The organism is Pseudomonas sp. MWU12-3088 (genome assembly GCF_023242405.1).
Lineage (GTDB): Bacteria > Pseudomonadota > Gammaproteobacteria > Pseudomonadales > Pseudomonadaceae > Aquipseudomonas > Aquipseudomonas kribbensis.
In genome coordinates, this window is the sequence record NZ_JALJEA010000001.1 from 1,199,100 (window position 1) to 1,223,901 (window position 24,802).

Sequence of the window (24,802 nt, forward strand, 5' to 3'; positions counted from 1 at the left end):
AGTCAATTGGCCAGCGCCTCTGCACCGGCCGCCGTCAGGGCTGACTCCAATCGGTTCATCACGTACGCGCACAGCGTGCCGAGTGTCGCGAATGGCGTGGCGGTCGCAGGCAGGTGAGAGGTATCGGCCAGGTGCACTTCGGCACCGAATCGGTGGCGGATCTTTTCTTCGGTGTCGACGATGATCGAGACCAGAGTCATGGAGTCGATGGTGCCTTCGACGCCGTACAAGGGGCTGTCTTCACCACGGGACAGGTCGATGGGTTCGCTCAGTAACAGATCCTGTTGCCGCACAGCGGTTTCGACCAGGGTTTTGACTTCGTTCAGCATTCCAACATTCCTTTATTGGGGGTGCGTCCACGGGTTCGCTAGGTTTGGGGTAGCGGCTCGCTCGCCTTCGGTTGACGGGTCAGCACGGTTCTCATGTCGACGAACACGCCGCTTTTCAAGCCATAGTCGGCGGGTGCGCCGATCACATCGCGGATGTCCTCGGCACGCTGGGCGGCGGAAATCATGTAACCGGGGGCAAGGGCTCGCTGTTGCAGGGAACGCAGATCAGGGAAATCGGCGGTCCTCTGGCTGAAGCTCACTTGACGCGACAGCCCGGTGTCGACGTTGCACAGGCCCAGCACGGCAAAGAAGATGTCCGGGTTCTCTTCGGCGTAGACACCGCCCAGTGCCGCCAGCGCCGCTTTCGACAGGCTGTAGGTCAGCGTGCCCGCGCGAAAGCGCACACCGGCCATCGAAGCCGACAACACGCAGGTGGCCGGGCGATGAGCCGAGGCGAGGATCAGATCGAGAATGGCCTTGTTCGCCAGCACATTGACGTTGAGCACATGCTGTACCTCCGCCACCGAAAATTCCTCGCCCCGGGCCGGTACGTTGCCGCTGATCCCGGCGTTGAGAAAGAGCACATCGACACCCCGGCTCAGGATCTCGGCGAACGGCCCTTTGAACAAATCGCCCATGTCGCCGGTTTTCGAAAGATCGAATGACCGGAACCGGAAGTTCGGGTGCGACATGAAGCGGTAAGGTTCGCGCCTGGAAGTGCCGAACACGGTATAGCCGTGTTTCAGGTGCAACTCGGTCAGCGCCTCGCCGATGCCGCTGCTCACGCCGGTGATAAACACCCGTTTGCCTGTTGGATGAGACAGCTCGCGCTCTGCCGTGCTCATCAGAATTTACCGGCCGAGAAACCGCCGTCCACCGGCATCACGGTGCCGGTGACGAACGACGAAGCATCGCTGAGCAGCCACAGGATCGCCGCAGAAATTTCGCCCGGATCGGCGAAACGTTTCATTACCGTGACCTGAAGTTTGTGTTTCGTGGACTCAGGGTTGGCCTTCAGGCGTTCTTCCGAGTTCATGCCGCCCATCGTCGGGCCGGGGCACACCGCGTTGACGCGAACCGGATGGCGCTCCGGCAATGCCGCTTCCGCAGACTCGATGGCGCAGACCTGGGTCAGCATGTTCAGGGCGGCTTTGCTGGTGGAATAGGCACTCTGTCTGGCAACGCCCAGCAGGCCGGCACAGGACGACACGTTGACGATCGAGCCACCCGCATGCTTCGAGATCAGGTTCGTCTGGTGCTTGAGCAGCAACAGCGGGCCCAGCAGGTTGATCTCCAGCACGCGTTTCCAGTCGGCGAAATCCATGTCACGGATCGGTGCGTGTTTCGAGGTGACGCCGGCGTTGTTCACCGCCAGGTCGAGTCGCCCGTGGCGGTCGTTGATGATCCTGAACAGCTCGGTCACCGATGCCTCGTCCGTAACATCGCTCTTGATGAACGTGCAGCGTTCGCCGAGCCGGCTTTGCGCAGTCAGGCCGTCATCCTCGTTGCGACCGGTGATGTAGCAGATGCACCCGGCTTCGACGAGCTTCTGGCTGACGTTGAAACCGATGCCGCGCGTACCCCCGACAACCAGGGCAATTTTTCCGGTGAAATTCATTTCAGACTTTCCTCATAGTGCAATTGCAGTTTTTCCGGCCGGCGGTAGTCAGGATTGACGCAGCAATAAACCCGCTCGGCCATGGGATCCTTCTTGTCACGGAAACAGAACGCATCGCCCCGGCAACGGTTGACCCGTCCGGCCTGACCGGCGAGTTCCTTGGCGATGAAATGGTTGTCGGCCAGCATGGCGCGGCCGAATCCGACGAAATCGGCATCGCCGCTCTCGATGATTTCGTTGGCTTGCGACACATCGCTGACCGAACCGGTGAAACCCACCGGAATCCGCACGAAACCTTTGAGGTAGCGACAGCCCGCACGCGACAGGGCCAGCGCCTGCGCCTTGTTTTTGAAAAAGAACGGAAAGGTTTCGCTGACCCCTGTGGAACAGGTGATGGCCGCCACTCCGGCGGCCTCGAGCGCGACCATCACATCGCCCAGCAGACTCGCGCGCTGGCCTTCCTCACCCAGCCCGTCGTCGATGCCCAGACGCACGGTGACCGGTACCTGATCGCCGGTGGCCGCACGGATACCTTCGACAATGGCAAGCAGCAACCGGGCCCGTTTGAGCGGGCTGCCGCCCCATTCATCGTCGCGGCGGTTGGTTCGTGGTGACAGGAAACTGCTGACCAGATAGCCGTTCGATGCCTGGACCTGGATCAGGGAGGCACCGGTCGCTTGTGCAAGCCGGGCGGCAGCCGAGAATTGATCGACGCAGCGCAGAATCTGTATGTGCGACATCGCCACGGCCCGCGACTGGGGATAGGCCTTGAGAATCGCAGCGGACGCGATACCGCTCGGGCTGAGAATGATGCCCTGCTCCGACGGCATCGACTGCGGGCCGTAGTGCTGCAGTTGCACGCCCAGCGGAAAGTTTCGCTGTCGAGCGGCCTCGAACAACGGGCGCAAGGCGTCGGCGTGCGCCGGCGACGTCAGCTTCAGGCCACGACTGTTGTAGCGTGCGTCGGCGTCCACGCTGGCGTTGCCGAGAAAGCCGAAACCGGCCCCGCCCTCCATCAGCGACCGGTAGACCGCAAAGAACGCCGGCCGGGGAAAGCCGTGTTCGTCACACAGATCCATGCCCAGGGACGAAAAGTACATCCGGTTTTTCGCAACCACCTGCGCGCCCAGATGCAGCGCACCGGTGACCGGCATCGGCTCGTCGATGTCCTTGCTCATGCGCGCAGCGCCCCGAGGGCCGCCTCGTCCAGATGGACGAATCCACGCTTGATCATGTCGCTCAGGGTCTGCAGGTCGTCGAACCCCAGTGCCGGGAATTCCCACGACGCGTGCCGACCTTGGCCGACACTGAGGATGGCGGATGAAAATTCCAGCTTGCCTTCATAACGGATGTGCAGCCTGGCCGAGTCGATGAAGTCGATCTCCGGCATCGTCGTCACGCAGCCGCTCTTGCCCAGGCCGAGCAACTCGACCTCCGCCTCGCGGCCCTGGCCATCGCTGACGCTGCACACCAGTTTCGCGGGGTGGATGGGCGCGAACCAGTCGCTGGACTGAATGAAGATGTTCCGCGTTTTCTCGAACAGGCGGATGTCGATCACCGTAGCCTTGGTGTCGATGGTGGCGAACAGGGTCTGCCGCTGATAGAACGCCACCCGGAAGAAGATTTTCTTCGGCGATGTGCTGTCGGTCGGGGTCATGTTGTCGACCACCAGTTCGATGGGGTACATCAACTCCGCATAGGCGAAGAAGCTCGCGTTCAGTTCATTGACGCTGACGGTCACGTCGCCCCGCGCATAACCGGTGTGGTGATACAGATGGTGATACACCGCCTGGCGCGCCGCTTCGATGAACATGGTGCCGGGCACATGTTCGTGGGACTTTCTGTAGAAAAAGTAGTTGTCGGCGTTGTTGATGAAGCGGAACGAACTGGCACGGCGGATGGCTGGAACCGACTCGCACAGGCTCGCCACTGCCTGCTCCGGGTTGACGTTGGCAGCCGCGCCCTCCAGCAGGGCCGGAGTGACAATCTGGTACGGCAGCGCCCTCACCCGGCCCCATTCGTCGTCCGCCTCGGTACCGCCCATGCGGCTCCTTTTCTGTACATCGGGTGTCAGCTCAAAGGTTCGCTGCGAGCCGCTGCCGGCCGAAAACCGGCGCGCCAGCAGGTCATTGTCACCAGCCTGCACAAACGCTTCGTCGATGTGTAGCGGCAGCGCGACCCTCGGGGCGCAGATCAGTACGTCATCAGCCGAGCCTTTGTGCAAAAGCTCCGGTGAAATGCATTCGTTGTTCATGTCGGGTCCACTCATTCTGGTCGTTGTTGTCTTGAAGGCAGGTGAAACCCCGCCGGCTACGAGGCCTGCTTGACGTCCCGCGCTTCGCCTTTGCGGGCCTGCGGGGCGAGGGTCGATTGCGGCAGCCAGGTCTCGACGACCGGGGCCGCCGACAGGCTGTGGGTGCCCGTCACGATCTGCACGATCAGCTCTTTTTCCCGCTGTCGTGCGGCGACGATCGACCGCTCCTTGACGTGGCCATAGCCACGAATCGAGTCCGGCAGATTCGCCCACTCCACAAACAACAGCAGGTTCTCCACGCTCAGGTTTGGCAGCAAGCGTTGCAGTGTCTGCTCGTAGTCGAGCAACAGGCGCCGCTCCTCACGGCGCTCGGCGGACCATCCCAGCGGATCGAAGCGGGTGTGACGCAACACGCGGCCCTTGGCCAACACTTTCAGCAGCGGCAACACCCAACCGGAGACGGCGATCTTCTTCGGCTCGCCGTTGCTGTCCTTGCGGTTGCGCATCAGGGGCAATGCGAAGTGGAACTTGAGCCTGACACCACTCTCGAAACGGGTTTTGAGTGGTGCGATGAAGCGACTGTCGGTGAGCAGCCGCGCGACTTCGTACTCGTCCTTGTAGGCCATCAACTTGAACAGGTTGCGTGCCACGGCCTCGGTGAGCGGGCTGTCATCGCCGATCGCAGGCATTGACCGAAGCCGGTCGATCACCTGACGGTAGCGTGCTGCATAGGCCGCGTCCTGATAGTGGGTCAGGAACACACTGCGGGTCTCGACCAGTCGTTCGATGCCTTCGCGCCGAGCTGCGAGGTCGATGATCGACACCGGCGACACGTCGTTACTCGCCGGGTCGAGATATGGCATGACGAACGCCGGTTCCTGAGCCCACAGCCGCCCCCAGGCGAACGCCAGGTGGTTGGCGGCGGCGCTGCCGGCCTGATCGATGGCGTCTTTCAGCGCTTGCAGCGACACCGGCACCGTCCCTCGCTGCCAGGCATAACCCAGCAACAGCATGTTGGCCTGCATCGGATCGACGAGGCTGTTGGCCAGTTGTGCCGCATCCAGCGCGTGGTAGTGCTCGGCGCCCACCCGTTGTTTGAGGAAGGCTTGAATCGCGGCGGTTTCGATGAGCAATTCGGTATTGCGCAGCATCGCTCCCGTCTGGGTCTGGGCGGTGTTGGCGATGACCACCGTTTTACCTGCCCGCAGTGTCGTCAATGCATCGTCTTCGCTGGCGACCACCAGATCGGCCGCAAGCAACAGGTCGGCGCCCCCCAGGTCGATGCGGTGCTGGTGCAACACGTCGGCCGCGTTGGCCAGTCGCACATGGCTGAGCACCGACCCGCCCTTCTGGGCGAACCCGGTGAAATCGAGCACGCTGACCGCCCGGCCGTCCAGATGGGCAGCCAGGGCAACCGTGCGCGCCACCGTCACGATTCCGGTGCCCCCGATGCCTGCCAGCAGCATTTCGTACGGGGTTTCGAGTGAGCACGAAGACGGCAGCACCAATGCCTCGGCGCGGGCCAGAACCTCGCGGCTGTCGGCCTGCCGACGGTATTGCGCCCGTGGTTTGCCGGTCACCGTGACGAAGCTCGGGCAGAAGCCCTTGATGCAAGACAGATCGGTGTTGCATCCGTGGGGATCAATCCGGCGCTTGGTGCCGAACGGGGTCGCGACCGGCGTCACGGACAGGCAATTGGACTTGACCTGACAGTCGCCACAGCCTTCGCACACTGCTTCGTTGATCACTACTTCGGTTTTCATGACAGGCGCCGGCAACTGTTTCTTGCGCCGACGTCCCTCGATGGCGCAGACCTGATCGAACACCAGCACGCTGACACCCCGTGTCTCGCGCAACTGTCGCTGAACCTCTTCCAGCCGCTCACGGTGGAACAGCTCGACACCCTGCGGAAGGCTGCCGGGTGCTTCGAAACGTTGCGGATCGTCCGCCACCACCACGACCCGATGGGCGCCTTCGGCCTGCATCAGTTCGACGGCTTTCTTGACCGTCAGCTTGCCGTCGATCGGCTGGCCGCCAGTCATGGCCACCGCATCGTTGTGCAGCAGCTTGTAGGTGATGGTCGCGCCGGCCGCGATGGCCTGACGGATTGCCAGATAGCCAGAGTGGAAAAACGTACCGTCGCCGATGTTCTGGAATATGTGAGGGGTTTCGACAAAAGGCGCCTGCCCCAGCCAGTCGACCCCTTCGCCCCCCATCTGCACGCTGCCGCTGGTTGCACGTTCGGGCATGCGCGCCGCCATCGCGTGGCAGCCGATGCCGAGCCGCGCCTCGCTGCCTTCCGGCACACGGGTGGAGGTGTTGTGCGGGCACCCCGAACACAGATACGGCGTACGGCGGATCCAGTCATGAGTCCGGCTAACCGCAGGCAGATACCAGTACTCGGGCACTCGCAGCGTGATGCCCAGGCCTTGCAGTCGTTGTTGAAGCATCGCCGCGAGGCGCGACGGCCTCAGTTCTTCGTGATCCGAAATCAACGGAGCACCGCTTTCGTCACGCTTGCCCAGAATGACAGCACGCTGTCCGGACTCAGCGTTGTAGAGCGCTTGCTTGAGCTGCTCTTCGACGATGGCCTGCTTCTCTTCGACGATCAGCACCTGGTCGGCCCGCTTCGCCCAGGCCTCCAGCACCGGTGACAGCGGGTAGACCAGATTGATCTTCAACAGTGCCACACCGGCACTCTCCAGCTGCTCCAGCGAAACCCCGCCCTGTTGCAAGGCCTGGCGCACATCGCCATAGGCCTTGCCGATTGCGCCGATCACCAGCTTCGGCTGCTGCGGTGCCGTCACGGCGACGTCGATCGGGTTGGCCAGCGCAAATGCACGGGCAGCGTCGAACTTATAGGGAAGCCGTCGCTCGATCTGCATGCCCGGCAGGTCGGGCCAGCGCCAGTGCAGGCCGTCCGGCCCCGGGTCGATTTCGGGCGTGACGAATCTTGGCAACGGGGACGATGCGACGGAGGTGGTGGCCTCAACCGTCTCGGTGATGGCCTTGAAGCCGACCCATAGCCCGGACACCCGCGACAACGCCCAGCCCCACAGGCCGCAGCGTTCATAGTCGGCCAGCCCAGCCGGGTGAATTACCGGCAGCCCCCAGGCCATCAGGGTGCGGTCGGACTGATGGGACATCGACGACGATACGCAGCCATGGTCATCGCCGGTGACCACCAGGACGCCCCCGTTGGGCGATGATCCGTAGAAGTTGCCGTGCTTGATCGCGTCCCCGGAGCGGTCGACGCCAGGGCCCTTGCCGTACCAAAGCCCGAAGACACCGTCGTAACGCTTCTTCGGATCGGTCTCGACGCGTTGAGTGCCGATCAGTGCCGTAGCCGCCAGATCTTCGTTGATGGCAGGCAGAAAGCGGATATCTGCGCTTTCCAGCACGTCTTTGCTTTTCATCAACTCCCGATCGACGCCACCCAGAGGCGAACCGCGATAGCCGCTGACGAACCCGGCGGTTCGCAGGCCGTTGGCCCGATCCAGCGCCGACTGGGACAGAAGCAACCTCACGAGCGCCTGCTGACCACTCAGGAAAATGCGCCCGTTCGGCGTTGCGGATTCACGGGAATAGATAGAGTGAGCCTCAGGCTGGCGGCCCGACGGCGATGCTGAATCGGCCCCTTTTCCGGCGGCTGCTGTGGGTATCCCCTGTGCGTGCTTGTCGGACTGAAGCCGCAGGTGTTCCGGATCAATGGCGTCTGAGTACACAGTTTCAAATCCTTATGAAAACTTCACGTTAAATGTGCTTGCTTACCCATTACAGCGAATGCGAATTCAGTACTTACAGCGATCTTCCTTCAGATCCCGAGAGTTACACCTTCGCCATCAGGCCCCTCTTGCAAGACCTGAAACAAGCGGTTCGCAACCGCTCGAATATTCATTCATCGCAAAATCATTGACGCCACTATTCCGTCAAGCCAAGAACCCCAGGGCACAACTTTCCCTGGTGCGTTCGCGCAAACCATCGGCAAACTTGAAGACAAATAATTCCCGACCAATACCGTAGGTTTAAATAAATAAAAAAGCCCGGACGCAAGTCGAAAGTTCGCGTATGCACTTCAAATCAAGTACAGCATCCGGCCGCCACGAAGAGTGTGGTTTAGAGACGTTTGACTGAAATTCTGGAAATCAGAAGTGCCCGGCCCGCAGCCTGAAACGCGAGCTGAAAGTGAACGAATGCTCGGTAGCCCGCCGGACAAAGGGCAAAGGGCGTACGTTCGACGTCGAGAGATGTCGAGTGCACATTACGTTGTTGGATGTTTTGAAGATGGGTGCCGAGTCAGCGGGCAAACGCTTGCCAACTGCCACGCGGGGCGTGTTGCAAGCGAGCCGGACAGGCATAGATAACGGGCGTGCCGCCCTCTTGGAATTCGAGTACAAGGTTTCAAATCCTTATGAAAACTTAACTTCAAGCGGGCTTTCCTGCCCACCCTGTCGAATGAGACCTGATACTTGCAGCGGCGCCTTGCCAGGCGGCCAGCACAACACAGGTGTGTGGTCGCAACCGCCTCGCCGCAGACTTCTTGTTTGCGGTGAAACGGGATAAACAATCGTTATTTGCAAATTCCCTGCAACGATCATTTAACGACCTGCTTTGCGGGGAAAATAGTAAGTTCGGAGGAATTGCATTGTCAATCATTGTTACGAAAGTTTCACAAACAAAATAAACCCATGAACTATCTAGTCCACACAACCATCCTGCACCGCTTTTAAGAACCATCAAAAAGACTTTGATTTATCGAACCAGCCGCTGCTTTTATTGAGCAACATCGGCGATTCAAGCCCCCCTCTTCGCGACATTACACCCGTCATACAAGTTGCATGACCGGATAAAACTCTCCCCACAAAACCGAACTTTGGAGGCGTTGTTCCAGAGAAATACTCTCCAACTCTCTAAGACCAAAGTAGAACTTTACATGACCGGATATCGCCTGACGGTTCAAAGATGAACAGCCTCATCAGAAATCGCCACCCACCACATCAGTTTCCCCCGCAGGTGGTGTGGCATGGGACGAGCCTTTATCCTTGCCCTCCCGTCGTACCGTGTTATGGAGTTGTGTCATGCCCCATGAAGGCAACCTGTTGCAAGCCGCTGTCGTGTTTCTGTTCGCGGCCGTGCTCACCGTTCCCCTGGCCAAGCGCCTGCAACTGGGCGCGGTGCTCGGTTACCTGTTTGCCGGGGTGATCATCGGCCCGTCGGTGCTGGGCCTGATCGGCAATCCGCAAAGCGTCAGCCATATCTCGGAACTGGGCGTGGTGTTGCTGCTGTTCATCATCGGTCTTGAGCTGTCGCCGCGACGTTTGTGGGTGATGCGCAAATCGGTGTTCGGCGTGGGTCTGGCGCAGGTGCTTTTGACCGGTTCGGTGATCGGCGTTCTGGCGTTGTCGGTATTCGGCCAGCCGCTGAACAGCGCGATTGTTCTCGGCCTGGGTCTGGCGCTGTCGTCCACTGCATTCGGCTTGCAAAGCCTCGCGGAACGCAAAGAACTGACCAGCCCTCACGGGCGGCTGGCGTTTGCGATTCTGCTGTTCCAGGACATCGCCGCAATCCCGCTGATCGCTCTGGTGCCGATGCTCGCGGGCGTCGATCACCACACCAGCACCGCCGACGACGTGCGCCACAGTTTGCAGGTATTGGGCAGCATCGCCGTAGTCGTGATCGGCGGGCGTTATCTGTTGCGCCCGGTGTTCCGCATCGTGGCGAAAACTGGTCTGCCGGAAGTCTCCACCGCCACCGCGTTGCTGGTGGTGATCGGCACGGCGTGGATGATGGATATGGTCGGTGTGTCGATGGCGCTGGGCGCATTCCTCGCCGGTCTGCTGCTGGCGGATTCTGAATATCGCCATGAACTGGAAGCGCAGATCGAACCGTTCAAAGGCCTGCTGCTGGGGCTGTTCTTCATCAGCGTCGGCATGGGCGCCAACCTCAGCCTGCTGTTCAGCGCGCCGATTACCGTGCTGGGGCTGACGCTGTTGCTGATCGCCCTGAAGTTGCCATTGCTGTTTGTGGTCGGACGTCTGGCCGGCGGGTTGAGCAAAGTCAGCGCGATTCGCCTCGGTATCGTGCTGGCGGCGGGCGGTGAATTTGCCTTTGTGGTGTTCAAGATCGGTCGCGATCAGGGTCTGTTCGAACCGCGTCTGTACGACTTGCTGGTGCTGACCATCACCCTGTCGATGGCCGTCACGCCGTTGCTGCTGTTGATCTGCGCACGGCTGGTCAGCCCGAAGGTGCAGCCTGTGGAAGTGCCGGAGAAATTCCGCCAGATCGACACCGAAACTCCACGGGTGGTGATTGCCGGCATGGGCCGGATGGGCCAGATCGTGGCGCGGATCCTGCGGGCGCAGAACATCAAGTTTGTGGCGCTGGATACCTCGGTGGAAACCATCGAACTGTCGCGCAGTTTCGGCGGCGTGCCGGTGTTCTACGGTGACCCGATGCGCCCGGAAATCCTCAGTGCGGCCAAGGTCGGGGAAGCGGAGTATTTCGTGATTGCCACGGACGATCCGGAGACCAACATCAAGACTGCCGAAATCGTGCGCAAGCTTTACCCGCACATGAAAATCATCGCCCGGGCGCGTAACCGGCAGCATGTGCATCGCTTGGTGGATGTGGGGGCCGATCCGATCCGGGAGACCTATTACTCCAGCTTGGAAATGAGCCGTCGCACGCTGGTCGGTCTCGGCTTGACCCAGGCCCAGGCCGATGCGCGGATCAAGCGCTTCAAGCACCATGACGAACAGGTGCTCGAGGCTCAACACGCGGTCTACGACGACGCGGCCAAAGTCCTGCAGACCGCTCAGGAAGCGCGGGCGGAACTGGCCAGACTGTTCGAATCGGATCAACTGGAAGAACAATCCGGCAAGTCCTGAGCCCCGCCATCAAGCCTTCCCGCGCAGTGCGCGGGAAGGCTTTGATCAGGCCATCTCCAGCGCCCGCTCCTCCTTCACGGGCGCCACTGCAAACCGGTCCGCCAGAAACGGCGTGATATCCAGCGGCAGCGGTTCATCGTTGACCAGTTTGTCCAGCAATACCCCAGTGATCGCCGACGTCAGCACCCCGGTGCGGAAGTGCCCGCAGGCGTTCAAGTAGCCCTCCACCCCGGCCATCGGCCCGAGAATCGGCAACTCATCCGGCGAGCCCGGCCGCAGTCCGGCCCAGGTGCGCTTGAGGTTGATGTCCGCCAGTTCCGGCAGGCAACGCACCGCGCCCTGTACCAGCCCGGCGATTTCCGGCCAGGTGGTGGTGACGTCGAAGCCTTTGTCCTCGGTGGTGCTGCCGATCAGGATTTCGCCGTTGTCCTTCTGCGCCATGTAGCAATCGCTGGTGGTCAGGCAACCGTTGAGGATTTTCGGCAGGCGTTCGGTGAGCAGGATCTGGCCTTTCACCGGTTTCACCGGAATCCGGATTCCCGTGGCCCATTCACTCAAATCTGCCGCCCACGCACCGGCGGCGTTGATCAGGGTCTTGCAGTGAAACACCCCGGCTTCGGCCGTTTGCACGCCGGTCACCCGCGAGCCGTGATGCAGCACGCCGGTGATGTTGGTGTTGACGTACATGTCCACGCCATTTTGCCGGGCGCCTTCGGCGTAGGCGTCGGCCAAGCGGAACGGGCTGACCTGATGGTCGCAGAGAAACTCCAGCGCACCGCGCGCCTCATGGCTGACGCTCGGTTCGGACTCGCGCAACGCCGCCTGATCGAGCCAGCGCACCTGATCGGCCAGATGAGGAATACAGCCGACGATATGCTCGGCGTACAACCGGTCTTCATCGTCATAAATGACGAATTTGAGCCCGGTCTTTTCGAACTTGAAATCCATCCCGTGGTTGTCTTTCAGCTCACGGTGCAGCGCCGGGTACAGCGCGTTGGACTGCAAGGCAAAGTCGAAGAACGACGGCGGCAGAATGTGCGGGGTGCTGGAGTCCACCGCTACCGCCGCACCCTGGGTTTCGCGCTTGCGGTTGGCCGACATCATGCGGAAGAAAATCACCCCGCAGCCCAAGCCAACGGATTCGCCGATGGCCCACAAGCCACCGGCCGAGGCACGAGTCGCGTTGCCCGGTCGCTTGGCGTCGATCATCGCGACCTTGAGGTTTTTGCGCTTGGACAACTGATAGGCGATGGACGCGCCGATCACACCGCCGCCGGCGATGACCACGTCATAGAACTTACTCATGGGAAACGGCCTCCGTGCCGAGGGACTGGAACGCGGAAAAAGGAATCGGATCGACCGGGAATCGCGGCCGCAGCCAGCCGACATCCTTGCGCCCGGTGGCCTGACGCAGGCGGTCGCTGCAATAGCCGACGCACATCCGCCCCTGACAGTCGCCCATGCTCACGCGGGTGCGCATTTTCAGGCTGGCGATGTCTTGCACGCCCTGCTCCAGCGCGCGGTCGATGTCGGCGCGGGTCGCGTGTTCGCAACGGCAGATCACCGTGTCGGCGGCCGGCAATGCGATCTGCCCGACGCCGCGTTCGGTGTAGCGATCCACCGCCGCACGAAAACGCACGATGGCTTTGAGTTTGCCCAGGTAACGGTCGCGACGGACTCGCGCCAGTTCTTCTTCCAGCACACCGCGTTGCAGCAGGATCGAAGTGGCGGCGATCTTGCCGGCCAGCATCGCCGCTTCACCGCCGCGAATCCCGCCCATGTCGCCGGCCAGATGCACGTGAGGTTCGCTGCTCTGCTGCCAGATGTTGGAATTGGCGCGCAGGTAGCCGTCGTCGCTGAAACCGTGATCCAGGCCCATCTGCTGGCTCAACTGAGTGCGCGGAATGAAGCCGTAGCCGACCGCCAGCGTCTTCGCTTCGAAGCGCTCGACGCGGCTCATGTCCGGCTCCCACGTCGCCGAGTACGGCGCCACGCTGACGCTTTTCAGTTCGCCTTCGCCGTGCGCCTCGACCACGCCCCAGCCGTAGTTCATCGGGATGCCGTGCAGTTTCAGGTAGGCCAGCATGCTCAAGCCGTCGAGGAACAGTTGCGGCTTGTTCAGCAGCGCCAGGCTCTCCTTGGCAATCTTGCCGAACGCGCAGGCCTCGTAGACACCGACCACGCTCACGCCGGAGGCGTGCAGCTGGGTCGCGACCAGCGGCAACAGCGGCCCGGTGCCGGCGATGACCACCGGCCCCTGCGGCTTGACCACGCCACTTTTGATCTGCAATTGCAGGCCGCCGAGCATGATGACGCCGGGCAGCGTCCAGCCAGGAAACGGCACGCTGCGTTCATGACAACCGGCGGCCATCACCAGTTGCGGATAGCTGATTTCGTGCAGGCGCTCATCACCATCGAGCACCACCAGCGAGCGGGTGCCTTCGGCGCCGACCACCCGGTGATGCAGACGCACATCGATCAGCCCGGCCTGCTCCTGAAAGTCGCCGTGCAGTTTGCTCAATGCTTCCGAGTAACGCGGCCCCAGATAATCCAGCTGCACGCCGTCACGCAGCGGCCCGCGATAGACCACACCGCCAAGGCGCGACGCCTCTTCCAGCAATGTGCTGCGCACGCCATGGCGCGCCAGTTCGATGGCCGCCGCCATCCCCGCCGGCCCACCGCCGACAATGACCGGATGCTGGCTCATGGCGCCTCCTGTCCGTGAATGCGGTTGACCTGGGTTTCGACCTGCATGCCGTCACGCACCACGGTCTGGCAGGCGCGGCGTTTGTGCCGGCCGTTGATTTTCACCAGACAGCACTGGCACACGCCCATGCCGCAATAGGCACCGCTGACCTGGTTGTGATCGTTGCGTGCGACCTGGCGCACGCCGAGGGACTGAATGACGCTGAGCACGGTTTCGCCGATGGCGGCAGTGACCGGCTGGCCGTTGATGTGGACAGTCATATCCGCCTGCGTCAAAGGCTGGATATCGAAGGTTCTTTCTAGGCAGTGCATTGCGATGATCATCCGTGAAAAGGTTCAGGTGAGGTTGAAACAGCTCCTTGCTGCACTACACCTCGCCGGCACGTGGAAGTTATCTCTCTATCGGGCCGGCAGGTCTGCTCTGATCGCGCAGCAAAGTGCGCGCAAGCAATGTAGTCGATCCAGCGGCAAGGGCCGGGAAATTTCACGGTAGGGGATATTGCGCCGACGAATATTGATCCAGGCCATGGAAATGACTGTACGGTTCTGTACCGCTCCATCGACCGGACAGCAAAAAGCCGCTTCCACCCAAAGGTGGAAGCGGCCGAGGCATAAGCCCCAGAGGGATCAGTGCACGAACAGGGCGATCAGGATAATGATCGGGATTGGCACGCCGAGGAAAAACAGCAGTAATGAGCGCATGGTGATGCTCCTTGATTAACGGACTGGGGGCACAGTGGTCGTGGTGTAGGTGTCGACTTCGACGTACTCGACGGCATCCCGGCGGCGACCGCCGAAGGTGGCCGACAGGCTGGCGAAGAACGCGCCGGCCAGCAGCGCGATGAACATCCACAGCGAAGTCCAGGCAGCAACTTTGGCGGCGGTGTCAGCCGCCTGTTGCGCTTTCACTTTGGCGTCAGCGATGGCTTTTTGCGTGCGAGCGTAGATTTCATCGACGCGACGTTCGGCATCGGCCTGGCTCAGGTTGGTGCGTTGCGCCACAAGTTGCGCGAGGTAGGTACGATCCTCAGGGCTGAGCTGACCGTTGGCCAGGCTCTGGGCGAAGATCCGGGTCACAGTGCCGCGAGCTGCGTCGTCGCTGACAGCAGCGGGACGGTCATCGCGGAACAGGCTGTCGACGAAGTAACCGTACTGATCGCTGCTGGTGTTGGCCGCAGCCGTGCCGGCGGCCTGCGTCATGGCACTGGCGGCGCCACCGGCAACACTCGCACCGGCCTGCACGCCACCGCTGACGATGCTGCTGACCGAGCCGACCACCAGCGTCGCGGTTACCAGCGTGGCCACGCACCAGGCGAGGAAGCCATGGGCGGTGTCGCGGAAGTACACCTCGTCACCGTGCATGTTTGCCCACTTCACCCGCAGGCGACCGGCAATGTAGCCACCCAGGCCGGAAGCGATGATTTGCGTCGCTGCCAGCCACACGATTGTCGAAATGCCCAGGCCCTTGGCGCTGACGCCCTCCCCGGCCCACGGTGAAACAGCGGAGAAGCCCAGACCGAAACCGAGCAGCACCAGAATCATCGACAGTGCCGCAGCGGCTGCGGCCCCGGCGAAGATCGCGCCCCAGGAGACTCCCGAGACGTTGCTCGACTCGCCATCAAAGGCAGGATAAAACCCATCAGAGGATCTATTCATTGTTGTTCTGCTCCCGGCATGAAAAATGGTGTTACAACTCGTCAGCAGATGAATTGCAGTGACCGTGCCAGTCGCCAACTTTAAATAAATCGTTTGGATTCAATCAGTTAAAAAGTCTGAACTTCCTAGGACCATGCAATTTGCAACAACGGCTCGATAGCAGCGGGTTTTATGCATTGGCACAAACCGTTTACTTGCGTTTGTAGCTCTTCTTTCCGCTGGGCGTCAGGCAATACACGCCGCCGCGTGGCCCGGTGCAGAAGGAACCGGTGCCACAATCGCACCCGTCATTGCTTTGCAGAAACTGCTGGGGCCGTGCCTGTTCACGGATGCCGAACATGGCGGCGCAGCTCTTTTTCGAGCCGCTGATGGAGCCGTCATTGCACAGAAACAGATCGCCATCGCAGCGATCGATGCCCCCCTTCTTCCCGGAACACGGGGTATTGGCGGCCAATGCCGAAGCACTGAAGAGCGCCAGAAGTAACCCGGCCATCGGCATCCAGCCACCGCGAATCAACTTGCCCACGGAATCTCTCCCTCGAAAATGTGGCCAGATGATATCAATGTTTCAGGAAATAAATCGGTAACCACGACGGGTCTTTTGCGTTTGTATCAACTACAACATGAAAGTTAATTTAAAGCGTTATTGCAAAATCTTGGCAAAATGCTGCCATTCCGTTTGAACCGATCAGCAGGCCCACCATGACTCGCATCCTGACCATCGAAGACGACGCCGTGACCGCCCGGGAAATCGTCGCCGAACTGAGCAGCCACGGCCTCGACGTGGACTGGGTCGACAACGGCCGCGAAGGCCTCGACCGCGCCGTCAGCGGCAATTACGACCTGATTACCCTCGACCGCATGCTGCCCGAACTCGATGGCCTGGCCATCGTCACCACCCTGCGCACCATGGGTGTGTCCACGCCGATCCTGATGATCAGCGCCCTGTCCGATGTCGACGAACGCGTACGCGGCCTGCGCGCCGGCGGTGACGATTACCTGACCAAACCCTTCGCCACCGACGAGATGGCCGCCCGGGTCGAAGTGTTGCTGCGCCGCCAGAACAACGGCGGCACCCAGCCCACCACCCTGCGTGTGGCGGACCTGGAACTGGACCTGATCAGCCACGAAGCCAGTCGCGCCGAGCAGGTGCTGACGCTGCTGCCGACCGAATACAAGTTGCTGGAATTCCTGATGCGCAACAGCGGCCAGATCCTGTCGCGCATGATGATTTTCGAGGAAGTCTGGGGTTATCACTTCGACCCGGGCACCAACCTGATCGACGTGCACATCGGTCGCCTGCGCAAGAAGATCGACCCGCCGGGCAACGTCCCGCTGATCCGCACGGTGCGAGGCTCGGGTTATGTCATTGCCGAACCCGTCTGACGGTTGGCGTTCTTCCAGCAGCCGGCTGCTGGCGCTTTACAGTTCGTTGTTCGTGGCCTGGAGCGGGATCCTCATGGGGGTCATGTATTTCGAGGTGTCCGGTTACCTCGACAACCTGGCCAAGCATTCGCTGATGCAGCGTCAGCATCTGTTCTCGCATTTTCGCGGTGAGCAACTGGAGGACGCGCTCGCCGCCAGCATGACCTTCGACATTCGCGGCATCGACGCCTACGGCCTGTTCGCCGCCGACCACACCTACCTCGGCGGGGCCTTGCAGCAGATGCCTGCGGGCCTGCCGCTGGACGGCAAGATCCACGAACTGCGCGACTGTTCCGAATCCGACGACCCGACCCTGCCCGCTGACAGTTGCGATGCGGTCGCCACGCCGACCCGCGACGGTCGCTGGCTGGTGCTGGTGCGCGACAACGGTTCGCTGTTCGCCGTGACCCGAATCATCCTGCGTGCCCTGCTCTGGGGTGTTTCGCTGACGATCGTGCCGGGGATCATCGGCTGGCATTTGCTGCGGCGCCGGCCGTTGCGACGCATACGAGCGATTCAGGCCAGTGCCCAGTCAATCGTTGCCGGTGACCTGACTCACCGCTTGCCCGTGTCCAATCGCCGCGACGAACTGGACATGCTCGCCGCCATCGTCAACGCCATGCTCGATCGTATCGAGCGCCTGATGAACGAAGTCAAAGGCGTGTGCGACAACATCGCCCACGACCTGCGCACCCCGCTGACCCGCCTGCGGGCGCAGTTGTACCGCATGCAGCAGCAGGCCGGCGAAGGCTCGCCGGAGGCGGCGCAACTGGATCTGGTGCTGGCCGAGGCGGATACGCTGATGGCGCGTTTTCGGGGTTTGCTGAGGATTTCCGAACTGGAAGATCGCCAGCGCCGTTCCGGATTCGTGGAGCTCGATCCGGTGCGATTGCTGCAGGAACTGCATGAGTTCTACTTGCCGCTGGCCGAGGAAGACGAACTGCGCTTCGAGCTGAACATGCCGGAAACCCTGCCGATGCTCAATGGTGACCGGGCACTGTTGTTTGAAGCCTTGGCCAACCTGTTGAGCAACTCGATCAAGTTCACTCCGCCGGGAGGCACCGTGATTTTGCGTGGGGTGAATGATGCGGGGCATACGCGGATCGAAGTGCACGATTCCGGCCCCGGCATTCCCGAGTCGGAACGCGAAGCAGTGTTCCAACGCTTCTATCGCGCCGAGGGCGGACAACCGCAAAGCGGTTTCGGGTTGGGACTGTCGATCGTTGCAGCGATTGTCAGCCTGCACGGGTTCAGTCTTGAGGTGGGTCGCAGTGATCTGGGCGGTGCGAAACTGGTGCTGGATTGTCGGCAGAGCCTGATTTCACAGTCCTGACTTTTGGGCAGTGATCGTTCCCACGTTGCGTGGGAACGATCATGAAACTCAGGCCGGGTAATTGGCGCGCAGCGCCTCCAGTCCACCCTGATAGATGCCGCTGAACAGCGCCACCACTTCCTCATCGCTCACGCCCTTGGCCGTGAAGCGCCCCGACCACGTCACCTTCGCGCCCTGGCCCTGGGCTTCGACGCGAATCGTCGCCAGATAATCCGTGGCCGGAAACGGCGCCTGCAGGATCGAATAGCTGTAGGTCTTGCCGGCGTTATCGAAGCTTTCCAGGCGCTCGACCACCACCCCGCCGTCGGCGGTTTGCAGGCTGCGCACGCGCCCGCCTTCGCTCAGTTCACTCTTGGGAATGAACGGCAGCCAGTCCGGCAGCGTGTTGAAACCGCCGATCAATTGCCAGACCTGATCGGCCGAAGCCGGGATGTCGATGGATGCTGTTGCTGTTGCCATAAATAAATGTCTCTCTCAAAAATTCAGATTGCCAGGCTGTCGACCACGCCGCCGTCGACGCGCAGTGCGGCGCCGGTGGTGGCCGAAGACAGCGGTGAAGCGATGTAGGTCACCAGGTGCGCGACTTCTTCGACATCGGCCACGCGCTGGATGATCGAGGTCGGACGGGCCCGGCGCACAAACGCGTCGGCTTCGTCCCGTAGGCTGCGGCCGGATTCGGCGGCTGCATCCTTGAGCATCTCTTCGACGCCATCGGTGAAGGTCGGACCCGGCAGGATCGCATTGACCGTGACGCCAGTGCCCGCCAGCCGTTTGGCCAGACCATGGGACACCGCCAGATTGGCGCTTTTGGTCACGCCGTAGTTGATCATGTCGGCCGGAGTCGCCACGCCGGATTCCGAAGACAGGAAGATCACCCGGCCCCAGCCCTGCTCGACCATCGCCGGCACGTAATGCCGCGACAGGCGCACGCCGGAGATCACGTTGATTTCATAGAAGCGCGTCCACTCATCGTCGGGCGCATCAAAGAAGTCCACGGCGTTGTAGATCCCGAGGTTGTTCACCAGGATGTCGGCTTTCGGTTCGGCGGCGAACAGTTTCTGCGCGCCTTCGGCCGTGCCCAGATCCGCCGTCAGACCGCGCAGTTTCGCGCCCGGCACTTTGTCACGGATGCTCGCCAGTGCCTGCTCGACCTTGGCCGAGTCGCGACCGATCACTACCACCGTGGCGCCTGCCTCGGCCAGTGACTGGCTGATGCCCAAACCGATACCCGCCGTGCTGCCGCTGACAATCGCCAGTTTTCCGCTCAGATCGATCTTCATGCTTTCACCTCGTCGATAGGTAATGGTGCACGTTCGGACACCAGTTTCGCTTCACGCATGGCCTGCCAGAAACCTGCAGGAATCACCGCCGACAGCGCCGCCACGTCCTCGGCGATCCGCCCGGGTTTGCTTGCGCCGGGAATCACTGCCGCCACGGCCGGGTTGGCCAGGGAGAATTGCAGCGCCGCTGCTTTTACATCCACACCATGGGCCGCCGCGATGCGTTTGATCTGCTCGACCTTGGCAACGATCTCAGGGCTGGCCTTCTGGTATTCGAAGTGCGCGCCACCGGCCAGGATCCCCGAGCTATAAGGGCCACCGACGACGATTTCAACGTTCTGCGCCCGCGCTGAATCCATCAGACGCTGCAGGGCCCGCTCGTGGTCGAGAAGAGTGTAGCGGCCGGCCAGCAGAAAGCCGTCGGGCTGCGCCTCGGCCAGATCAAGGGTCAATTCGCAGGGTTCGACCTTGTTCACACCCAGACCCCAGCCCTTGATCACGCCTTCTTCGCGCAGGCGGGTCAGGACTTTGAAGGCGCCGGTGCGGGCCTGGTTGAAGTACTCCAGCCATTGGTCGCCGTAGAAATCCTGAGCGATGTCGTGGACCCAGACGATATCCAGGCGATCGGTTTTCAGACGATTGAGGCTGTCTTCAATTGAACGCAAGGTGGCGTCGGCACTGTAGTCGTTGACGATCTTGTTCGGGCGGCCGTGTTCGAACACCCCGCTCTTCTCGCCCAGATCCCGGGCGGCGGCGTCTTCGACTTCATCGAGAATCACCCGGCCGACCTTGGTGCTGAGCACATAGTCGTCGCGCTTGTAGCGGGACAGTGCTTCGCCGAGGCGGATTTCCGACAGGCCCGAGCCGTAGAACGGCGCGGTGTCGAAATAACGCACGCCGGCATCCCACGCCGCATGCACGGTGGCCTGGGCTTCTTCTTCAGGAATGGCGCGGAACATGTTGCCCAGTGGCGCGGTGCCGAAGCCCAGTTGGCCGGGCAGTTTGTCTTTCAAACTCATGGGGATTTCCTCGTAGTGTCTGGGTCGTGGTTGACCGTTGAGCAGATCGTAGATTGCGACACTCAGACCGTCCAAGACATAATGCGCAGCACTTGAGTCCCTAAAGGTCTGACATGATCGATTTCCGCCAATTGCGCTACTTCGTGGTCGTCGCCGAGGAAGAGCACGTCGGCCGCGCGGCCGAGCGCCTGCATATTTCCCAGTCGCCCCTGAGCCGGCAGATTGCCCAGCTCGAAGAGCGCCTGGGCCTGACCCTGTTCGAACGCAGCCAGCAACGCATCCGCCTGACCCGGGACGGCCAGACGTTCCTCGCCGAAACCCGTGCCTTGCTGACCCACGCCAATCGCCTGGAATCCCTCGGCAAACGCCTGGGCCGTGGCGAGGAAGGTGGCTTGTGCATCGGCTATATCGAGAACGCCATGCACGCGGGCGTCCTGCCCAACGCCTTGCGCGTGCTGCGGGTGGATCGACCGAACGTGCATGTCGCGCTGTACAACCTCAACTCCGCCGAACAGTTGGAAGGCCTGCGTCAGCGCAGCCTCGACATTGCGCTGGTCAGTGAACCGCCGGCGGCGGACGATCCGGATCTGCTGGGTTTTCAGGTATTGGACGACCCGATGCTGCTGGCGCTGCCTGAGCAGCATCCGCTGGCTGGACAGGCTTCGCTGAGCCCGGAGGATCTGGCCACTCAGGAATGGATCGGCGTGCAACCGCGTCAGGATGCCTGCGACGACTTCCTCAGCGCCTGCCTGCGCGCCGGCTTCACCCCGGATGTGCGGATGCAGGCGACCGAGCCGTTTACCGCGCTCGGATTGGTCGCTTCGGGGCTGGGGATTGCGATGATCCAGAAAGGCCTGAGCCACAGCGCCCCGCCGGGCGTAGTGTTGCGGGAGGTGCCGTGGCTGGCGTTTACCACGCCGTTGTGGGCGGCGTGGCATCGGGTCAATTTGCGGCCGTTGGTGGAGACATTCAGGACGATGCTGACGGGGCCGGACATCTCGGGCGCCAGATAATCTGCTGGCCCCTCATCGGAACGCCGCCCGCCTAACCCTCTCCCCGAGGGAGAGGGGACTGATCGGGGGATATTGACGTGATACAGCGACCTGAAAAATCTAGTGTCAATCCATGATCAGGTTGATCCGGCACTGACGGTTTGTCCGGTCTACAGTGAATTTTCCATCCCACTTCACAAGGACGTGAAGCATGCAAAATCGCCCTACCCTCGACCAACGCCGATTCGCCCGCCGCTTGCGCGCCAGCCAGACCGATTGCGAGCAGATGCTCTGGCAAAGGCTGCGTGCGCGGCAGGTGGCGGGGATGAAGTTTCGGCGGCAGGTGCCGATCCCGCCGTTTGTGCTGGATTTTTATTGTGTGGAGTTGAGGTTGGCGGTGGAGCTGGATGGGGGACAGCATTATGAGAAGGCGGGAGAGGTTCATGATCGGCGGCGGACGCTCTATCTTCAGCGGCTTGGGATTGAGGTGGTGCGGTTCAGTAATCTTGAGGTGATTCAGCAGATGGAGGATGTGTTGGAGCAGATTGTCAGGATCGCGGGGGAACTTCGATTGCGACGTTGATCCGAAAGAGCCCTCACCCCAGCCCTCTCCCGGAGGGAGAGGGAGCCGATTGGGGGATATTGTCGTAATACATCGACCTGAAAAGTCTGCTGTGAATCCAAAATCGACTCTGTATTTCCGGCCAATGCTTTGAATCCATAATCGACTCGGTGTCGCATGCTTGGAATCCATAATCGACTCGGTTTTTCAGGTCGATGCATGACCTGAGACACTGCGGTCGGCTCCCTCTCCCTCCGGGAGAGGGCTGGGGTGAGGGTTTTTTGAAGTTCACCGCCAGCACTGAATCAAGCCCCCATCCGCGCCCACCCCGCCACCAACTGCGCACTGATACTCACCCCGCCACACACCACAATCACCACATCCCGAGCCTCCGTCAGCGCCGGATGATCCAGATAAGCCACTGCCAGCGACACCCCGCACGCCGGCTCTACCAATTGCCGCAAATCACTGGCATAGCGCACCACACCCATGATCGCGTCGTCATCGGACAGCACCAGGCATTCGTGATCGAACTCGCCGATGTGCTGCACCGGCCACTTCGCTACCTGCGCGGCGCCCAGGGAGGTGGCGACGGTGTCGATCTTGCTCAGGCGCACCGGGTGACCGGCCTCGACGGCGGCGGCAAACGAGGCGGCGCCCAGGGTTTCGCAGGCGATGATCCGGCAGTCACGCCGGTCATGGCGGAGCAGTCCGGTGAGAATTCCTGCGAGCAATCCCCCGCCGCCGACCGAGGTGACCACGATGTCGACCTGCGGGCAGTCTTCGAGGATTTCATCGATCATGGTGCTGTGCCCCTCCCACAACACCGGGTGGTCGAAGGCCGGGACGTATTCGGTGTCTGCCGCGCTGGCCAGCTCCCGCGCCCGCTGGTTGGCTTCGTCCCAGACTTTGCCGTGGACGATGACTTCGGCGCCGGTGCGACGAATGCGCGCGCGAGTGGCTTCGGGGGTGGTGTGCGGTACCACGATGCAGGCTTGCAAACCCAGACTGGCCGCCGCCACAGCCGTGGCGAGGCCGGCATTGCCGCCGGACGGGCAGACGACTTTGCGCTTGCCCTGCGCCGCCGCCTGACTGCACAACAACCCCATGCCCCGCAGCTTGAAGGAACCGCTGGGTTGCAGGTTTTCCAGTTTCAACCAGATACGCCGGGAGGTGGTCGACAGGGTCGGATGGAGGATCAACGGCGTGCGGATGTGCAGCATGGCGGGCTCCTGTTGAGGCCACGTCCGGGCGACCGCTGCGTCGGAGCGTGGACGGATGAAAGTGAAACGTCCCTGTCTGAAGCTTAGTTCACCTCGTCCACCCAACGCTGAACGCCGGGGATCGTGCCCGGATCTACACTGAACGGAACAGCCGTGAGGTGCCTATGAAAATGTCAGCGCAAATGACCGTCGTCGCGGTCCTCGCCACCCTCGCCTATCTGGGCCTGGCGATGTGGGGCATCGGTGGCGTGGCGGTGTTCTTCTCCCACGGATCACTGGTGGTCGTGGCCCTGGCAACGCTGGTGATGGTGGTGGTGTCGTTGTTCAGCGAAGTGAACCTCAGCTCCGGCGAGCGCGAGGACCGGGCCAATCGCTGGGTGCTTCCGGCGTTCGGCGTGATCGGACTGGTCAGTGGTTTTCTCCCGGCCTGGTGCGACCGTATCGGTTTCTGGACCGTGGGCGGCGAAGGCACCCGCTGGCTGGGGGCATTGCTGTTCATCGCCGGTGGGGCGTTGCGGTTGTGGCCGGTGTTTGTGCTGGGGCATCGGTTCAGCGGACTGGTGGCGATTCAGCCGGGGCACCGTCTGGTAACCGATGGCATCTACACACGCCTGCGCAATCCCAGCTATCTGGGGCTGGTCGTCAACGCACTGGGCTGGGCCCTGGCATTTCGTTCGGTGGTCGGGATCCTGCTGGCGGTGCTGACGCTGATCCCGCTGATTGCCCGTATCCACTCGGAAGAAGCGCTGCTGCGCGCCCAGTTCGGCGCCGAATACGACGCCTATTGCGCGCGCAGCTGGCGGTTGTTGCCGGGCGTTTACTGAGGTTGCAAACGCAACTGGCCGTCGCTGTCGATACTCAGCGCAACCTCGCGGTAGCTGGCGATGGTCGCGTGCGGTGTCTCGATCGGATGCTGGTGGGTCGACGTGATGATCATCAGCGGCGCACCGGCTGCCTCAGCAGCCTGAATACCGACAGCCGCGTCTTCGAAAATCAGGCAATCGGCCGGTTCCAGGCCCAGACGTTTCGCAGCCAGTCTATAGCCGGCCGGGTCAGGTTTACCTGCCGTCACGTCTTCGGCCGTAATCATCACCGCCGGCTCCGGAATTCCCGCCGCCGCCATCCGCCGCAACGCCAGGTCCCGTGGCGCCGAAGTCACCATGGCCCACTGATTTGCCGGCAACGACTTGAGAAACGCCGCCGCACCCGGAATCTCGACAATGCCTTCAACGTCTTCGATTTCCGCCTCGGTGATGAACGCCGCTTGCGCCTCGGCGTCCACCTCCGGCAGGTTCAGACGCGTGATGGTATCGATGGCACGCACGCCGTGGATGGTCGGCAGGAACGACCCGACATCCACGCCATGACGCTCGGCCCAGGCCGCCCAGATCCGCTCGGCGGCGGCGATGGAGTTGAGGACGGTACCGTCCATGTCGAACAGGAACGCGCCGAACGCGCGATTGAAAACAGCATCGTGAGCAGACAAGGGATCGCATCCTTAGGCAAAGCCGGGCAAAT

22 protein-coding genes are annotated in these 24,802 nt (G+C 61.8%); 6 read left to right on the forward strand and 16 right to left on the reverse strand.

What is annotated here, in order from left to right; genetic code table 11:
• Positions 1-2 precede the first annotated feature (2 nt).
• The 6 genes from M5B98_RS05460 to M5B98_RS05485 are packed head-to-tail and all read right to left on the reverse strand — an operon-like array spanning position 3 to position 7,926.
• The gene (locus M5B98_RS05460) at positions 3-329 is read right to left on the reverse strand and encodes a hypothetical protein (RefSeq protein ID WP_248742094.1); all 327 of its coding nucleotides are present in this window, start codon (positions 327-329) and stop codon (positions 3-5) included.
• Between the two features lie 38 nt (positions 330-367).
• Complete coding sequence (locus tag M5B98_RS05465; protein ID WP_248742095.1) at positions 368-1,174, reverse strand: SDR family oxidoreductase; 807 nt, start codon at positions 1,172-1,174, stop codon at positions 368-370.
• A complete protein-coding gene (locus M5B98_RS05470) occupies positions 1,174-1,947 on the reverse strand; it encodes an SDR family NAD(P)-dependent oxidoreductase (RefSeq protein WP_248742096.1) in 774 nt (257 codons plus the stop codon). Before M5B98_RS05470 ends, M5B98_RS05465 begins: the two co-directional genes overlap by 1 nt.
• A complete protein-coding gene (locus tag M5B98_RS05475; RefSeq protein ID WP_248742097.1) occupies positions 1,944-3,125 on the reverse strand; it encodes an NADH:flavin oxidoreductase in 1,182 nt (393 codons plus the stop codon). Before M5B98_RS05475 ends, M5B98_RS05470 begins: the two co-directional genes overlap by 4 nt.
• Entirely contained in the window at positions 3,122-4,201 is a 1,080-nt protein-coding gene (locus tag M5B98_RS05480; protein ID WP_248742098.1) for an AfsA-related hotdog domain-containing protein, read from the reverse strand. The genes M5B98_RS05475 and M5B98_RS05480 overlap by 4 nt, the downstream gene beginning before the upstream one ends.
• 56 nt (positions 4,202-4,257) lie before the next feature.
• Positions 4,258-7,926, reverse strand: coding sequence for an indolepyruvate ferredoxin oxidoreductase family protein (locus M5B98_RS05485; RefSeq protein WP_248742099.1), 3,669 nt, complete (start codon positions 7,924-7,926; stop codon positions 4,258-4,260).
• A 1,353-nt stretch (positions 7,927-9,279) separates the two neighbouring features.
• Between M5B98_RS05485 and M5B98_RS05490 the strand changes: the two genes are divergently transcribed.
• The gene (locus tag M5B98_RS05490; protein ID WP_114883912.1) at positions 9,280-11,088 is read left to right on the forward strand and encodes a monovalent cation:proton antiporter-2 (CPA2) family protein; all 1,809 of its coding nucleotides are present in this window, start codon (positions 9,280-9,282) and stop codon (positions 11,086-11,088) included.
• 45 nt (positions 11,089-11,133) lie between these two features.
• Here the strand turns inward: M5B98_RS05490 and hcnC are convergent, their stop codons facing one another.
• The 5 genes from hcnC to M5B98_RS05515 form a co-directional block, all read right to left on the reverse strand.
• Positions 11,134-12,393, reverse strand: a complete 1,260-nt coding sequence (gene hcnC, locus M5B98_RS05495) for a cyanide-forming glycine dehydrogenase subunit HcnC (RefSeq protein ID WP_248742100.1) — start codon at positions 12,391-12,393, stop codon at positions 11,134-11,136.
• Positions 12,386-13,795, reverse strand: coding sequence for a cyanide-forming glycine dehydrogenase subunit HcnB (gene hcnB, locus M5B98_RS05500; protein ID WP_134826278.1), 1,410 nt, complete (start codon positions 13,793-13,795; stop codon positions 12,386-12,388). The genes hcnC and hcnB overlap by 8 nt, the downstream gene beginning before the upstream one ends.
• Positions 13,792-14,106, reverse strand: a complete 315-nt coding sequence (hcnA, locus tag M5B98_RS05505; RefSeq protein WP_114886732.1) for a cyanide-forming glycine dehydrogenase subunit HcnA — start codon at positions 14,104-14,106, stop codon at positions 13,792-13,794. The genes hcnB and hcnA overlap by 4 nt, the downstream gene beginning before the upstream one ends.
• 405 nt (positions 14,107-14,511) lie before the next feature.
• Positions 14,512-15,450, reverse strand: coding sequence for a hypothetical protein (locus M5B98_RS05510; protein ID WP_085711555.1), 939 nt, complete (start codon positions 15,448-15,450; stop codon positions 14,512-14,514).
• 190 nt (positions 15,451-15,640) lie between these two features.
• Complete coding sequence (locus M5B98_RS05515; protein ID WP_412548534.1) at positions 15,641-15,949, reverse strand: hypothetical protein; 309 nt, start codon at positions 15,947-15,949, stop codon at positions 15,641-15,643.
• Between the two features lie 203 nt (positions 15,950-16,152).
• Here M5B98_RS05515 and M5B98_RS05520 point away from each other — a divergent pair, with 203 nt between their 5' ends.
• A complete protein-coding gene (locus M5B98_RS05520; RefSeq protein ID WP_085711556.1) occupies positions 16,153-16,836 on the forward strand; it encodes a response regulator transcription factor in 684 nt (227 codons plus the stop codon).
• Positions 16,814-18,208, forward strand: coding sequence for a sensor histidine kinase (locus M5B98_RS05525; protein WP_114883917.1), 1,395 nt, complete (start codon positions 16,814-16,816; stop codon positions 18,206-18,208). Before M5B98_RS05520 ends, M5B98_RS05525 begins: the two co-directional genes overlap by 23 nt.
• Positions 18,209-18,256: 48 nt before the next feature.
• Here M5B98_RS05525 and M5B98_RS05530 read toward each other — a convergent pair whose 3' ends face one another.
• Genes M5B98_RS05530 through M5B98_RS05540 form a run of 3 tightly spaced genes read right to left on the reverse strand, consistent with a single transcriptional unit; the run spans position 18,257 to position 20,507 of the window.
• Complete coding sequence (locus M5B98_RS05530; protein ID WP_248742102.1) at positions 18,257-18,667, reverse strand: SRPBCC family protein; 411 nt, start codon at positions 18,665-18,667, stop codon at positions 18,257-18,259.
• Positions 18,668-18,690: 23 nt separating this feature from the next.
• The gene (locus M5B98_RS05535; RefSeq protein WP_248742103.1) at positions 18,691-19,488 is read right to left on the reverse strand and encodes an SDR family NAD(P)-dependent oxidoreductase; all 798 of its coding nucleotides are present in this window, start codon (positions 19,486-19,488) and stop codon (positions 18,691-18,693) included.
• Positions 19,485-20,507 (reverse strand): aldo/keto reductase, encoded by a 1,023-nt coding sequence (locus M5B98_RS05540; RefSeq protein WP_248742104.1) that lies wholly within the window; start codon positions 20,505-20,507, stop codon positions 19,485-19,487. Before M5B98_RS05540 ends, M5B98_RS05535 begins: the two co-directional genes overlap by 4 nt.
• Before the next feature lie 113 nt (positions 20,508-20,620).
• Between M5B98_RS05540 and M5B98_RS05545 the strand changes: the two genes are divergently transcribed.
• The gene (locus tag M5B98_RS05545) at positions 20,621-21,520 is read left to right on the forward strand and encodes a LysR substrate-binding domain-containing protein (protein ID WP_248742105.1); all 900 of its coding nucleotides are present in this window, start codon (positions 20,621-20,623) and stop codon (positions 21,518-21,520) included.
• Between the two features lie 190 nt (positions 21,521-21,710).
• A complete protein-coding gene (locus M5B98_RS05550; protein ID WP_248742106.1) occupies positions 21,711-22,082 on the forward strand; it encodes an endonuclease domain-containing protein in 372 nt (123 codons plus the stop codon).
• A 284-nt stretch (positions 22,083-22,366) separates the two neighbouring features.
• Here M5B98_RS05550 and M5B98_RS05555 read toward each other — a convergent pair whose 3' ends face one another.
• Positions 22,367-23,284: a pyridoxal-phosphate dependent enzyme gene (locus tag M5B98_RS05555; protein WP_248742107.1), complete on the reverse strand. Its 918-nt coding sequence runs from the start codon at positions 23,282-23,284 to the stop codon at positions 22,367-22,369.
• A gap of 164 nt (positions 23,285-23,448) precedes the next feature.
• Between M5B98_RS05555 and M5B98_RS05560 the strand changes: the two genes are divergently transcribed.
• Positions 23,449-24,108: a methyltransferase family protein gene (locus M5B98_RS05560; RefSeq protein WP_248742108.1), complete on the forward strand. Its 660-nt coding sequence runs from the start codon at positions 23,449-23,451 to the stop codon at positions 24,106-24,108.
• Here the strand turns inward: M5B98_RS05560 and M5B98_RS05565 are convergent.
• A complete protein-coding gene (locus tag M5B98_RS05565) occupies positions 24,102-24,770 on the reverse strand; it encodes an HAD-IA family hydrolase (protein ID WP_248742109.1) in 669 nt (222 codons plus the stop codon). The genes M5B98_RS05560 and M5B98_RS05565 overlap by 7 nt on opposite strands.
• Between the last annotated feature and the right edge of the window lie 32 nt (positions 24,771-24,802).